The organism is Haemophilus parainfluenzae (assembly GCF_003252755.1).
Lineage (GTDB): Bacteria > Pseudomonadota > Gammaproteobacteria > Enterobacterales > Pasteurellaceae > Haemophilus_D > Haemophilus_D parainfluenzae_N.
Genome location: NZ_QEPT01000006.1, coordinates 117,201 through 133,239, shown reverse-complemented (window position 1 = coordinate 133,239; position 16,039 = coordinate 117,201). Strand labels below are relative to the sequence as shown.

Genomic DNA, 16,039 nt, shown 5'->3' with positions numbered 1-16,039 from the left:
CGTTGATAAAATCAAAGATGAGAAAAGGGAAGGATATTACATTAACTAAAAGTGCGGTCAAAATTTGACGTGAATTTTGACCGCACTTTGGATTCATTTGGACATATTTAATCTGCTATAGATTGAGTTATCTCAATACTAAGCTTTTGCTTTTGTGGATAAATATTCCTGCAAGCCTTTATCTCTTAATTTACAGCTTGGACATTCACCACAGCCCCCTTCAACACCTTCATAGCAAGTGTGGCTGTGTTGACGAATATAATCTAAAGTATCTAGTTCATCGGCAAGAGCCCAAGTTTGTGCTTTGGTAAGATACATTAATGGTGTTTTTAAATTGAACTGATAATCCATGGCTAAATTGAGGGTGACATTCATGGATTTAACAAAAACATCACGACAATCCGGATAGCCACTGAAATCCGTTTCACATACACCAGTGATAATATCGTGGATTTCTTGTCCTTTTGCATAAATTGCCGCATATAATAAGAAGAGTGCATTTCGTCCATCCACAAAGGTATTAGGTAATTCACCGTCTTTTTGTTCGATGGCTGCGTTTCCATCTATTAAAGCGTTATGAGTGATAGATTTAATAACGGATGTATCAATCAACGTTTGTTTTACGCCGAGATCTTTCGCTATCCAACGGGCTTTTTCTAATTCAATTGCGTGGCGCTGGCCGTATTGAAAGGTGACGGCTTCGACATTTTCTACGCCATATTCAGCAATAGCTTGAATTAAACAGGTCGTGGAGTCTTGTCCACCAGAGAAGATCACAAGGGCTTTACGATTGTGATTAGGATTTGAAATATTCATAGGGTACCTAGTTTTTTTATGTAGGAGGTTTGCGAACTACAAGTTAAAAATGAGGCGCTATTGTAGAAGCTAGACATGAATTTTGCAAGAAATCAGCTAATTTAAGCAGGAAAAGTTAATAAAAGTTATGATACAATTTGGGCAAGTCAGTTTAAAAAGGTAAACATAATGAAAAAATTACTTCTTATTTTTATTGGTGCATTAGTGATTTCAGCTTGTGCAAATAAAGACGTTTATTTTAATGGTTCGGAAGGATCTCATTCAGGCATGAAATTTGATAAAGACACTCGTCATTGGGGTGTAAATCAATAATTGTTTTGATAAAAGAAAAGCCATACAGTTGTATGGCTTTTTTGTTAAATCACTTCTTCTTGGCAATGTGGGCAAGTCATTAAATGCTCTTCATTATTATGCACAATATAATGGCCCATTTTTTTCGCTTTGGTATCAAGATATTTGGTGTTGTAACGATTTTCACCCACATTCAACGGTACACGTTCTACGACATTAATGCCCGCTTTTTTCATGGTTTCTACTTTTTGTGGGTTGTTTGTCATCAAGCGAACTTGCTTCACACCTAATAATTCAAACATATCGGCACACACATTAAAGTTACGTTCATCAGCTTTAAAACCTAATGCAAGGTTGGCTTCAATAGTATCCATTCCTTGATCTTGTAATGAATAAGCTCGAATTTTATTAATTAAACCAATGCCACGGCCTTCTTCACGATGATAGATTAAAACACCACGACCCGCTTCGCTAATTTGACGTAATGCGGCTGCTAGTTGGAAACCACAATCGCATTTTAAACTGTGTAATGCATCGCCTGTTAGACATTCAGAATGAATGCGGGCGAGCACAGGCTCATCTTGGTTTGAAATATCACCCATCACTAACGCGACATGTTCTTTTTTTGTATCGGGAAATTCAAATCCGACCATTTTAAATATGCCATATTCGGTAGGCAAATTGGCTTGAGCAACCAGTTGGATTTTTGACATAACTTATCCTTTTTCAACTTTATTCTGCTAAAATGTGCACTTTATTTTTATTATCAAGAGGCAACAATGTTTAAAAGGCTGTCATTATATACGTTATTCCTTTGTCTTGTACCATTTTTTGTTTGGGGTTTTGCTTATCATTGGCATGGAAATAACCAATTAATGGAATGGGATTATTGGCTTTATCTTTTAACCGAAACCGGTAGTGTGCCTTATGCTTTAATTACCTGTGGTGTGTTTGCTTTACTTTTCCGTTTTCTTTTTGAAAATCGTAAACAGTGGATTATGGGCGTGATTGTAATGGGCTTGTCGGTATTATCTACACAAGTGATTAAAACGGGCTTAAAAACGGTTTTTGCTGAGCCGCGTCCTTTCACTGTCTATTTAGCGGAAAAAACAGAAAGCACTACAGATGCTTTTTATCATCAAGATCGTTCAGAGCGTGCAAAATTAGTGGATAAATTTTATTCTACACAAGCAGATACGCCAGCCTGGTTAAAAGCGCATTATGAAGATGAAACGGGTTATTCTTTTCCATCAGGGCATTCTATTTTCGCAGCGACTTGGCTTATGTTAGCCGTAGGGTTTAGCCAATTATTGGGCAATCGTTCTTTTAAAGCAGAATTGCTTATTGGAGCGATGACAATTTGGGGCGTATTAATGTTGATTAGTCGAGTGCGTTTAGGTATGCATTACCCAATTGATCTGTTGATTGCAATCATTTCAGCATGGGTTGTACATGTGATTATTTTCAGTTTTTTACAAAGAAAAAATATCTTTTCTACACAAACAAAAAAGGAGGTGAAAAGTTAAATCGGCAAACTTTTTCCCTTTGCTAGTTAACTGGTTAATAGTTATTGTAATTAAATATTTAATTTGGAAATGTATTTTTAGTTTTTTTTCTTTGAATGTTATGTCAATAAATGTAAATTTTGGTAAATTCTGTTTTATTGGCTGAAGATTGAGCTATAATGTTTTATGCGAATAATGATCAGTTATTTGTAATGTAACAAATTCTAGCAGTATTTTTATGATTCTAATTTTATAAGGATGAATTAAATGAACAAAATTTTTAAGGTAATTTGGTGTAGTTCTAGCCAAGTATGGGTCGCTGTATCTGAATTATCAAAAGTAAAACCGGTGTCTTCAGTTTCTAGCGTGAAGAAAACCTCTTCAGCCGTTTCAACGTTATTAAAAACAACCGCACTTGCGATACCATTTGCGTTATCGCCACTTGCTGCTCATGCTTATGTGGCAATTGGTAGTATGACTGGTGGATATGCTATTGAAACTGGTGCTACAGCAAAACCTAAAACCCTTCCAGATGGGAGTCCAGCTGATGATACTTGGGCTTACGACTATAAAAACCCAGGAAATAAATCTTACGATAATGCAGATCGTACAGGGAGAGTTCCAGATAGTTATTCACCAGCTGGGAAATTTGCATATGGTGTTGCTATAGGTAATCAGACTGATGTATTAACTTCAGTTGGTTCATCAAATGGTATTGCGATTGGTGACTATGCTCAAGCTAAAGGTGGTTTGGCTACTTCAATTGGCGCGTTCTCTCATGCGGATAGTATTGGTTCAACAGCAATTGGTACAGCCGCTCGTGCATCAGGATTTAACTCTTTGGCGATGATGCGTCAGTCTGCTGCAACTGGTGAATATTCTGCAGCCATTGGTTCTGTTGCTTATGCAAAAGGAAAAGCAAGTTTTGCATTTGGTGCATCTGCAACAGCAAATGGTGAACAATCAATTGCGATCGGTAATACATCACCTAAAACATTAGATGGTTTACCTGGTCAAGGTGAGGCTCAAAGAACTAAATATGATGGTTTAAATAATACTCAGACAAATGGTGCTCGTTCAGTAGCGATTGGCTCAGGTGCAAAAACAAATGGTGATGATTCCTTTGCGTTTGGTTCTGGAGCTAAAACAGGTTCTTATAATAAAGAAAGAGATCAGTATTTAGATGAAGAGGTTTATCGTACCGCTGCTGCCGCAAATAAAGCTATTGCCTTTGGTACAACTGCCAATGCAACAGGTAATGCATCCATCGCATTTGGTGCAAATTCCTTAGGTGCGGAAACAAATTCGATTGCATTTGGTGTAGAAGCTAAAGCACGTAAAGCTGATGCAATTGCATTTGGTAGCAATGCTAATGCAAGTGAAGCAAATGCAATTGCTTTTGGTAGCAATGCAGAAGCTTTACATGAAAATGTAATCACTATTGGTAAGGATTCTAAAGCAACTAAAAAAGGTGCAATGACCATCGGTGAAAGTGCACAATCTAATGCGAATAACTCATTAGCTTTAGGTAATGGCACCATTATCAATCAAGAAGACATCAAAAATAAAAATGCAAAATATACGAATGATGGCTTTGAAATTGAAAACGGTGTAGTTGCGATTGCAAATAAAGGTAAAGAGCGTCGTTTAGTGAATCTTGCTGCAGGTCGTGAAGATACTGATGCGGTAAATGTTAAACAATTATCTGAAGTAAATGATAATCTTGCGAAATCTATCGCAGGACCAAATTACAATGGTTATACCGTTGATGGTAATGGTCGATACACTTATAAAGCGCCTGATTTTGAAATTAAGAATCATCAAACACTTCACACTGTAAAAGAAGCAGTTGAATTGGCACAAACAAACTATGTAAGTGTTAATGCAGATAAAACTAAACAGACAGATGCAGATAGCAATTACGACAACCTTGGTGCAAAAGCGGCGGGCTCTATTGCATTAGGGGAATTTACAGGAACAAGTGCAACTGCGACTGATTCTATTGCGATTGGCCATAACACGAAAGTAAATGGTAATAAGACCGTTGCAATTGGTGCAAATATTACCGCTGCGACAAATGGTTCAGTGATCTTGGGTGATAGCTCAAAAGCAGATGGTTCTCATGCAACTGAAACTGTAGCAAGTAAAGAAATTGATGGTCACACCTATAATTTTGCTGGTAAAGCAAAAGACGCAGGTCGTTTTGTAAGCGTTGGTGAAAAAGGCAACGAGCGTCAAATTAAAAATGTAGCTGCAGGTCATGTAGAAGCTGATTCAACAGATGCGATTAATGGTTCTCAATTATATGCGGTTGCATCACGTGTTGAGCAAGGCTGGAAAATTACAGCAGCGCAAACAGGTACCGGTGAAGTAAGCGGTAATGCTGAGAAAAAAGTTGCAATGGGTGATACCGTTACATTTACAGCTGGAAATAACATTAAGATTACTCAAAATGAGAAAAACTTAACCGTTGCAACAAAAGAAAATGTCACTTTCACGAATGTCACTACTGGCAATACTTCTTTAGATGATAAAGGCTTAACTATTAAAAATGGTCCAAGCGTAACTAAAGATGGCATTAATGCTGGCGATAAGAAAATTACTAATGTATCAAACGGTACAATTTCTGCAGACAGTAAAGATGCCGTAAATGGTTCACAGCTTCATGCAACTAACCAAAATGTGACTAACAATGCGAATAATATCGCAAATAATGCACAAAACATTACTAAAAATGCGCAAAATATCACCAAGAATGCAGAGAATATTGCTAAAGGTTTAAACTTTAAAGGTGATAATGCTGATGTAACAGTAAATCGTCAATTAGGTGAAACATTAAATGTCACTGGTGGTGCTGATAAAAACAATCTATCTGATAACAATATTGGTGTTATTGGTGAGAGCAATCCAAGTGTTGCTACAGGTGGTTTAGCAATTAAATTAGCAAAAGATCTTAAAGGTTTAAACAGTGTTGAAACCAAACAGATTAAACTTGGCGATAACAATAGTAATACCACAATTAAATACGAGGGAGATCGTATTAAATATGGTGATAAAACTGTTGCTAATTTAGATGATGAAAAACATATTACTAACACTACTTATGCAGTAGGTAACGATGGTAATGTAAGTTTAACTTACACAGATGGTAAAGGTAATGTTGTTAATGGTATGACAGCAACGATTACTGGTGTGGCTAAAAATGATCTTTCTAACATCAATAAAGCAGGCGAAACGAAGATCCAAAACTTAGCGAAAGATGCTATTGGTATGGAAAATGGTGAAAATACAGTGGCATCACACCGTGATGTAAATGGTGTTAAAACCTTCAAAGTTGATGTTAAAGGTGATTTAGCTAACATTACTTCAATCACTGGTGGTGCAAATACGGGTAAAGTTGAATTTGCAGGTGATCAAGTTGTTAATGTTGCAGGTGATAACCCAATTAAATTGGATGCAAAAACAGGTGATATTACTGGTTTAACCAATAAAACCCTTGATGGGGCTGATTTCGGTAAGAAAGGCCGTGCAGCTACTGAAGAACAATTGAAGATTGTTAATGATAGCAAAATTGGTGATAACAACATCCGTTTAGCAGGTAATTCAGGTAAAACAGCAGATCAAAAACTCTCTAAACAAGATGGTATTGAATTTAATGTTGTAGGTGGTGATAACGCTAAATATGTGACCACAACTGCAGCAGGTGCAAATGTAACTGTTGATTTGACCCAAGATACCAAAGACAAGATTGATAATGCAGCAAATAAAGATCTAAGCAATATCACTAACGAAGGTAAGAAAGTGATTACTGGTTTAGGTACGATTGTTGAAGCGGCAGACAGTTCAGTGACTGTAACGAATTCAACAGATGCTGTAGGTCGTACGACATACAAAGTAAAAGCAAATGTACCAGGATCTGATGCATTTAATATTAAATACAAAGCAAATGGTGCAAATGACCAAACTGTTGCATTAACTGAAGGTTTAGATTTCACTGATGGTAACTTCACGACAGCATCAGTAGCTGCAAATGGTGTGGTTAAATACGATGTGAAGACAGGTGAGATCGAAAACGGTGCAAACGGTAAAGATGGTAAACCTGGTGTTAAAGGTACTGATGGTTTAGCAACCGTGAAAACTGTCGTTGAAGCAATCAATAACAGTGGTTGGTTAGCAAATGCAACTAAATCAACAGGTGAACTTGATGGCACATCAACCGCAACTAAAGTGAAACCGGGTGCAGTTGTAAACTTTGATGCTGGTAAAAACTTAACCGTTAAACAACAAATTAATAGTGATAACCATACTTATACTTATTCATTAAGCAAAGACATTGAAGTTGAAAATGTTGTTGTTACTGGTAAAGATGGTAAAGACGGCAAAATCGGCTTAAATGGTAAAGATGGTACTAATGGTAAAAATGGTACAAACCGCGTAGATATCCAAGTCGAGAAAGGTGTCGATGGTGTTGATGGTAAAAATGGTGCAGATGGCATCTCTCGTGTTGTTTACGAAGATGGCAAAGGCAAACATACTGTTGCAACCATGGAAGACGGCTTGAAATTTAAAGGTGATGACAGCACAGTTATCGCTAAGAAATTAAATGAGCAGTTAGATATCATTGGTGGTGCAACTAAAACTGACTTAACTGACAACAATATCGGTGTAAATCACGACAATGGTAAGTTAAAAGTTCAATTAGCGAAAAACTTGAATTTAACTGATACTGGTTCTATCAAGTTCGGTGATAACAACCTAAACATCAACAAAGATGGTTTAACAATCAATAATGGTCCAAGCGTGACTAAAGACGGTATCAATGCAGGTAATAAAGCAATCACAAACGTGAAAGCGGGTACAAATGATACCGATGCTGTGAATGTTAGCCAATTAAATGCAGTGAAAGCAGCTGAACGTCATATTAAACCAGGTGAGTATGCAGTAGATAATAGCGGCAACGTAACCATGACTTATTTAGATGGTAATGGCCAAGATGTTACAAATGAAAAAGCTGTTATCACAGGTGTTGCGAAAAATGACTTAAGCAATATTACAGATGCCGGTAAAAAGGTCATTACTGGTTTAGGTTCGGTTGTTAAAGCAGGACAAAACGTAACTGTTGATACAGATACTGATGCAACAACGGGTCAAAAAACATATACCGTTAATGCTATTGCACAAAATTTAGGCGATGCAGAATTAGCATATAAATCTAACGGTGATACTGCAACTAAGAACACAGTGAAAGTATCTGATGGTTTAGACTTCACAAATGGTAACTTCACGACAGCATCTGTAGGTGCAAATGGTGTGGTTAAATATGATGTAAACATCGGTGAGATCGAACACGGTGCAAATGGTAAAGATGGCAAACCTGGCGTTAAAGGTAATGATGGCTTAGCAACCGTGAAAACTGTCGTTGAAGCAATCAATAACAGTGGTTGGTTAGCGAATGCAACTAAATCAACAGGTGAAATTGAAGGTACATCAACCGCAACTAAAGTGAAACCGGGCGCAGTTGTGAACTTTGACGCAGGTAAAAACTTAAAAGTTAAACAAACGCTTAATGGTGATGATCATACTTATACCTATTCCTTAGATAGCAACTTAACTAACTTAGACAAAGTTGTGGTTAATGGTAAAGATGGTGTTAATGGTAAAGATGGTGTAACCATCACGGGTCCAAATGGTGCTAAAGGTGAAGATGGTAAAGTCGGAATCACCGGCAAAGATGGTAAAGACGCTGTATCTATCGCAGGTAAAGATGGCGTTGGTCACATCGGTTTAACTGGTCCTAAAGGCGCAGATGGTAGCGACGGTAAATCTGTTGATATCTCAACAAATGATGGCACACAAACTTTAGTGAACCAAGAGCCAGGTACCGATAAATCACAACGTATTGTTTACACACCGAAAGATAAAGACGGTAATCCAATTAAAGGCAAAGACGGCAAAGATATTGTTCGTGAAGTTGCAACAATGGATGATGGTCTGAAATTTAAAGGTGATGACAGCACAGTTATTGCTAAGAAATTAAATGAGCAGTTAGATATCATTGGTGGTGCAGATAAAGATAAATTAACTGATAACAACATCGGCGTGAATAGCAAAGATGGTAAGTTAAATGTTCAATTGTCTAAAGATATCGACTTAACTAACGATGGTTCAATTAAGTTTGGTGATAACACTCTAAACATTAACAAAGATGGTTTAACAATCAATAACGGTCCAAGCATTACTAAAGACGGTATTGATGGTGGCAACAAGCAAATCAAAAATGTCCAAGAGGGTACAGATGATAATGATGTTGTAACCGTTAAACAGTTAAAAGGCTCTAAAACCATTATTGAAAATGGTAAGAACACAACTGTAACAGGTGTTGGTACAAGCGCAGATCCATACAAAGTGAATGTTGAAGGTGCATTGAAAGACATCACTTCAATCACGAACAAAGATGGTAACGGTAAAGTTGAATTTGCTGGAGATCAAGTTGTTAATGTTGCAGGTGACAATTCAATCAAATTGGATGCGAAAACTGGTGATATTACTGGCTTAACTAACAAAACTATTGATGGTTCTGATTTTGCCACTAAAGGACGTGCGGCAACGGAAGAACAATTAAAAGCTACTGGCGATCAGGTTACCAATAATTTAACTAAAAAAGGTTTAAATTTTGGTACACAATCGACTGAAGTTATCCACAAAAACTTGGGTGAAAAACTTGAGATTGTAGGTGAGGGAACTGAAGCTGATGATCGCTATGATGCAACTAACATCAAAACCATGACTAAAGATGGCAAAGTTGTTGTTGGTCTAGCAAAAGATATTACTGCAGATAAAGTAACGGTTGGTCAAAAAGGCGAACCTGGTAAAGATGGCGTTGATGGACAAATTGGTGTGAACGGTAAAGACGGTTCTGCAGTTGTGCTCAACGGTAAAGATGGTTCTATTGGCTTAAATGGTAAAGACGGTGCAAACGGCGTTTCTATCAAAGGTGATCAAGGCCCTGCAGGTGTTGATGGCGCAGCTGGTGAAACTAAAAACCGTATCGTTTACGAATATAAAGATCCAAAAGATCCAAATAAAACCATCAAAGAAGATGTTGCAACACTTAATGATGGTCTGAAATTCGCAGGTGATGATGGTCAAACAGATTCGTCTAAAGTTATCGCGAAAAAACTTAACCAACAGGTTGATATCGTTGGTGGCGCGGATAAAGACCAATTGACTGAAAACAACATTGGTGTGAATAACGACAATGGCAAGTTGAAAGTTCAATTAGCTAAAGATGTAAACTTAACTCAAGATGGTTCTGTAACTATTGGCGATACAGCATTGAACAATGGTGGTTTAACTATCACTGGAGGCCCAAGCGTTACTAAAGGTGGTATCAATGCAGGTGATAAACAGATCACAAATGTTGATAGTGGCTTGAAAAAAGATGGAACTAAAGTTGCGTTAAAAGATGCTGAAGGCGACACATTAAACAATGCAGTTAATGTAGGTGACTTAAAAGAAAGCATCAGCAATATCACTGATAGTGGTTTTGGTTTAACCGACGAAAATGGTAACGATGTTAAAGCTAAACTTGGTGAAACTGTAACAGTTAAAGGTGACGGTAGTGTAACCACTAAAGTTATCGAAGAAGACGGTAAAGCGAAATTACAAGTTGGCTTAAACAAAGACGTAACCATTGGTAATGATAAAGAACCAGGTACTATCACTGTTAAAGGTGAAAATGGTAAAGATGGTATCTCTATCAACGGTAAAGATGGCACTATCGGTCTGAAAGGTGAAGATGGTAAAGACGGCATTGCCTTAAATGGTAAAGACGGAACTATCGGCATCAACGGTAAAGATGGTTCTAACGGTAAGATCACCGTTGCACAAGGCAAAGCAGGTCTTGATGGTAACGATGGTAAAGATGGTGAAACCAAAACTCGCATCGTTTACGAAAAACCAAATGGTGATAAAGAAGAAGTAGCGACCTTAAATGATGGCTTGCGTTTCAAAGGCGATAAAGGTGACTCTATTGCGAAGAAACTTAATGAAGAGCTAGAAATTTTAGGTAAGTTAGATCCAAATGCAGCCGTGACTGATAAAAACCTACGTGTGGACAATGACGCCGGCAAGTTAGTTCTGAAAATGGCTAAACAGCTACAAGACTTAACTAGTGCAACATTCATTGATGAAACAACAGGTAATAAATCTGTCATCGATGGTAATGGCTTAACCGTTACACCAAAAGATGCAGATAGTACTAAAACTGTTAGCGTAACTGATAAAGGTCTCAACAATGGCGGTAACCAAATCGTTAATGTTGATAGTGGCTTGAAAAAAGACGGCGCTAAAGTTGAGTTAAAAGATGCTCAAGGCGACACATTAAACAACGCTGTTAATGTTGGCGACTTAAAAGAAAGCATCACAAATCTGACTAACAATGGCTTCGGTTTAACCGACGAAAATGGTAAAGATGTTAAAGCTAAACTTGGTGAAACTGTAACAGTTAAAGGTGACGGTAGTGTAACCACTAAAGTTATCGAAGAAGACGGTAAAGCGAAATTACAAGTTGGCTTAAACAAAGATGTCACCATTGGTAATGATAAAGAACCTGGTACTATCACTGTTAAAGGTGAAAATGGTAAAGATGGTATCTCTATCAACGGTAAAGATGGCTCTATCGGCTTGAAAGGTGAAGATGGTAAAGACGGCATTGCCTTAAATGGTAAAGACGGTACTATCGGCATTAACGGTAAAGATGGTTCTAACGGTAAGATTACCGTTGCTCAAGGTCAAGCAGGTCTTGATGGTAACGATGGTAAAGACGGTAAAACTAAGACCCGTATCGTTTACGAAAAACCAAATGGTGATAAAGAAGAAGTGGCAACACTTAACGATGGCTTGAGATTTACAGGCAATAATGAAGTGGAGAATAGCCATAAATTAAATTCTTTAGTTACTATTAAAGGCGAAGGTGTTGACAAAGCTGCATCTGAAAAATTTGAATCAGCAGCAGGTAATGTTAATGTTAAAGCTGATGGTAAAGGTACCTTAGAAGTTCAACTTGCTAAAGACTTGAAAAATATTGATTCTATCTCAAATAAAGATGGTCAAAAAATCGAGTTTAAAGATGGTGGAACAACAATCTCTGGTGGTAACGTAAGCGTTGGTGGCAATAACATTACTCATGTTAAAGCCGGTGAAGATGATACCGATGCTGTGAATGTTAAACAGTTGAAAGACGGTATTGCTCAAGCTACAACGAAAGTAGCTGCAGGCAAAAACGTGACTGTTGAACCTAAGAAAAATGCAGATGGTAGTACAACCTATACTGTTGCAACTAAAGATGATGTTGACTTTACTTCAGTAACCACAGGTAAAACCACAATGAATGATGGTGGAATTACGATTAAAGCTACCGAAGGTGGTAAAACTAACGTTACCTTAACCAATAAAGGTTTAGATAACGGCGGTAATAAAGTAGTAAATGTTGCAGATGGTGATATTAGTGCAACATCTAAAGATGCTGTAAACGGTTCACAATTGCACAACACTAAAGTAGAGCTTACTAATAAAGGTTTAGACTTTGGTGCGCAATCCGGTGCTGATATTCACAAAAACTTAGGTGAGAAACTTGAGATTGTGGGTGAAGGTACTAAAGCTGATGATCGTTATGATGCAACTAACATCAAAACGATGACTAAAGATGGTAAAGTGGTTATCGGTTTAGATAAAGACTTGAAATCTGATTCTGTGACAGTTGGTTCAGTTGGTAAAGATGGTAAACCTGGCGTTGATGGTAAAGTCGGCGTAAACGGTAAAGATGGTTCATCAGTCGTGATTAACGGCAAAGATGGTTCTATCGGCTTAACTGGTCCTAAAGGTGCAGATGGTAAATCTCCATCAATTACAGTAAGAACCGAAAACGGTACAACAACTGTAAATGAGAAAGATGCGGGTAAACCTGTTGAACGTATTAAATATACAGATAGCAACAATAATACTCGTGAAGTAGCAACTTTGGATGATGGCTTGAAATTTACCGGCGACGATGGTAAAACAGTTAATCGTACTCTTGGTTCTAACTTGAATATCAAAGGTGGTGCAAAAGATGCAACCTCTAAAGATAATATCCGTATTACTAATGATGGTAAGAATGGGTTAAAAGTTCAGTTAGCTAACAATGTTACACTTGATAACAATGGTAGTGTGAATGTTGGTGGAACCCGAGTTGATAATAACGGTATTACAACCAATAATGGTAAAGGACCTAGCGTAACCAATAATGGTGTTAATGCGGGTAACCAAAAAATTACTAACGTGAAAGATGGTGATATTAACGCGACATCAAAAGATGCAGTTAATGGTTCACAATTACATCGAGCTGTTCAAAACATTGACAATAAATTTGGTGATGTTTACGGTAAGATGAATAAGATCAATAAAGAAGCACGTGCAGGAATTGCCGGTGCGAATGCAGCAGCTGGTTTACCACAAGTTTACTTACCGGGTAAATCAATGGTTGCAGCATCAGCAGGTACCTTCAAAGGTCAAAATGCACTAGCAATTGGTTATTCACGTTCAAGTGATAATGGTAAAGTTATCTTGAAACTTCAAGGTAATGCCAATACCCAAGGTGATGTGGGTGGTTCTGTAGGTGTTGGTTACCAATGGTAATAGCCATTTAGTAATAATATCTATTAGATAATAGTTAAAGACTGGTTTTAGAGATAAAACCAGTCTTTTTTTATTTTTCAGTGTTTATTTAAAATATGATTTTTGTCATAGATTTTCATTAAAATATCAAGGAAAATATGATGAGGAAATTCTGTTAATTTTGACCGCTCTTTGAGGAGAGAATATGTATTACGGTATTGATATTGGTGGCACAAAGATTGAATTGGCTGCTTTTAATGAAAAATTAGAAAAACGTTATACTGAACGCGTGCCAACGCCACAAACAGATTATCAAGATTGGTTACAAGCGATCAAAATGCTAGTAGAACGTGCCGATGCCCACTTTGGTGAAAAAGGCACAGTAGGTTTAGGTTTGCCTGGATTTGTTAATTTAACAACTGGGCTTGCTGAAGTGACGAATATTCGCGTTGCAGATAATAAGCCGATTTTAGCCGATCTTGAACGCGTTTTAGGCCGTGAAGTACGGGCAGAAAATGATGCCAATTGCTTTGCTCTCTCGGAAGCTTGTGATGAAGAAAATACTCAATATCCTTCTGTATTAGGGCTGATTTTAGGTACTGGCTTTGGTGGTGGTTTTGTAATTAATGGCAAAATTCATTCAGGTCAAGTCGGGATGGCAGGGGAGTTAGGTCACCTTCAATTAAACTATCATGCCTTAAAATTATTGGGCTGGGATAAAGCACCTATTTATCAATGTGGCTGTGGTAATCAAGCTTGTTTGGATACGTATATTTCAGGTCGCGGTTTTGAAATGTTGTACCGAGACTTAAAAGGCGAGGCATTATCAGCGAAAGAAATTATCGACCGTTTTTATGAAGAAGAGGAAAGTGCGGTTGATTTTGTACGTATTTTTGTTGAATTAGCGGCGATTTCTATCGGTAACATCATCACTGCATTTGATCCTCATATGATTGTGCTGGGTGGTGGCTTATCGAATTTTGATTATCTTTATGAAGCCTTACCCAAAGCTTTGCCTCCACACTTAATGCGTAGTGCTAAAGTGCCACCAATTAAGAAAGCAAAACATGGTGATTCAGGTGGTGTTAGAGGTGCGGCTGCGTTATTTTTAAAGCGTGAATAGATTTAATCTAAAAATATAGTAAAAATTTGAATAAACTTTGTTTTATGGGATAAAAATCCAGTTTTTTTCTAAGAAAACTGGATTTTTTCTTTTATCACTCTACAATCAGGAGATTGATTTTTTTATGAGGTTTTTATGCTGACAGAATTAGGGAACTGGATTGAACAAGGATTAACATGGGTTATCGAACATCTTGATGAGCCATTGTGGAATATCACCATTGTTATTTTATTAGGTGTAGGTCTATTTTTTACGATTACAACAGGCTTAGTACAATTGCGTCTTTTCCCTGCAAGTATACGTGAAATGTGGTTTGGACGTGCTACTGAGGGGAATTCTTTAACACCATTCCAGGCATTTGCAACAGGGTTAGCCAGCCGAGTTGGTGTCGGTAATATCAGTGGTGTGGCAACAGCTATTGCGCTTGGTGGTGAAGGTGCGGTGTTCTGGATGTGGGTAACTGCATTTATTGGTATGTCGAGTGCTTTTGCAGAATCTACTTTAGCACAGGTATTTAAAATTCAAGATAAAGATGGTTCTTTTCGTGGAGGGCCTGCTTATTATATTGCTCAAGGTCTAAAATCTCGTTGTATGTCGGCCGCTTTTGCTATATCACTTATTTTTACTTTTGGTTTTGCATTCAATTCAGTGCAAGCAAATTCTATTGTTGAAGCAACCAATAATGCTTGGAACTGGCAAGGGGAATATGTTGGTCTTGTTTTGGTCGTGTTAACCGCCGTAATTATTTTTGGTGGAGTGAAACGCATAGCGACCATTTCTAGTAGCGTAGTGCCGATGATGGCACTCTTTTATTTAATCATGGCGGTAATTATCTTAGGGATGCATATTGATATGATCCCAACGGTAATCGCTAATATTTACAAAAGTGCCTTTACTTTCCAATCCGCCGCTGGTGGAATGTTTGGCGCTTTAGTGTCTAAAGCCATGATGATGGGGATTAAGCGCGGATTATTCTCTAATGAAGCCGGGATGGGCTCTGCACCAAATGCGGCTGCTGCAGCTCACGTAAAACACCCTGTTAGCCAAGGTTTAGTGCAAATGCTCGGTGTGTTTGTGGATACCATGATTGTCTGTACTTGTACGGCGGTGATTATCCTGCTTTCTGATAACTATGGTAGCGAAACGTTAAAAAGCATTTCTTTAACGCAAAATGCATTACGTTATCATGTCGGCGAATTTGGTGTGCATTTTCTGGCTTTTATTTTATTACTTTTCGCTTATTCTTCTATCATTGGTAACTGTGCTTATGCGGAAAGTAACATTCGCTTTATTAAAAATAAACCTTGGTTTGTATGGTTCTTCCGCTTATCGGTATTGTTCTTTGTTTATTTCGGTTCAGTAAAATCAGGCAATGTCGTGTGGAATTTTGCGGATACGGTGATGGCTGTGATGGCAATTATTAACTTAGTCGCGATTGTTTTACTTTCCCCGATTGTGTGGAAGTTAATGAAAGACTATCAGCGTCAATTAAAACAAGGAAAAGAGCCTGAATTTAAAATTGACCTCTATCCTGAAATTAAAAAACGAGTATTAGATCATCGAATTTGGAAATAAACTTTGATAGGCACAATAAAGGCGGGATATCCCGCCTTTATTTTTAGATTTAAAATCTGCCTATAAAATTGAC

General features: G+C 37.6%; 7 protein-coding genes and 1 riboswitch. Of the genes, 5 read left to right on the top strand and 2 right to left on the bottom strand.

Translation table 11 applies throughout. The features are described 5' to 3' along the window. Positions 1–138: 138 nt before the first annotated feature. Positions 139–816, bottom strand: a complete 678-nt coding sequence (queC, locus tag DPV95_RS08345) for a 7-cyano-7-deazaguanine synthase QueC (protein ID WP_111406930.1) — start codon at positions 814–816, stop codon at positions 139–141. Position 817: 1 nt separating this feature from the next. Continuing rightward, a riboswitch (PreQ1 riboswitch) is annotated at positions 818–862 on the bottom strand. 122 nt (positions 863–984) lie between these two features. Here queC and DPV95_RS08340 point away from each other — a divergent pair. After that, positions 985–1,128, top strand: coding sequence for a hypothetical protein (locus DPV95_RS08340; protein WP_005697262.1), 144 nt, complete (start codon positions 985–987; stop codon positions 1,126–1,128). 44 nt (positions 1,129–1,172) lie between these two features. Here DPV95_RS08340 and ribA read toward each other — a convergent pair whose 3' ends face one another. Continuing rightward, positions 1,173–1,820 (bottom strand): GTP cyclohydrolase II, encoded by a 648-nt coding sequence (gene ribA, locus DPV95_RS08335; RefSeq protein ID WP_049367702.1) that lies wholly within the window; start codon positions 1,818–1,820, stop codon positions 1,173–1,175. Positions 1,821–1,886: 66 nt separating this feature from the next. Between ribA and DPV95_RS08330 the strand changes: the two genes are divergently transcribed. From DPV95_RS08330 to DPV95_RS08315, 4 genes are all read left to right on the top strand, one after another. Next, positions 1,887–2,633: a phosphatase PAP2 family protein gene (locus tag DPV95_RS08330; RefSeq protein ID WP_049367703.1), complete on the top strand. Its 747-nt coding sequence runs from the start codon at positions 1,887–1,889 to the stop codon at positions 2,631–2,633. Positions 2,634–2,879: 246 nt separating this feature from the next. Continuing rightward, on the top strand, positions 2,880–13,289 hold the full coding sequence (locus DPV95_RS08325) for a YadA-like family protein (RefSeq protein ID WP_111406929.1): 10,410 nt from the start codon (positions 2,880–2,882) through the stop codon (positions 13,287–13,289). A 184-nt stretch (positions 13,290–13,473) separates the two neighbouring features. After that, the gene (nagK, locus tag DPV95_RS08320) at positions 13,474–14,391 is read left to right on the top strand and encodes an N-acetylglucosamine kinase (RefSeq protein ID WP_111406928.1); all 918 of its coding nucleotides are present in this window, start codon (positions 13,474–13,476) and stop codon (positions 14,389–14,391) included. A gap of 135 nt (positions 14,392–14,526) precedes the next feature. After that, on the top strand, positions 14,527–15,966 hold the full coding sequence (locus DPV95_RS08315; protein ID WP_111406927.1) for an alanine/glycine:cation symporter family protein: 1,440 nt from the start codon (positions 14,527–14,529) through the stop codon (positions 15,964–15,966). Positions 15,967–16,039 lie beyond the last annotated feature (73 nt).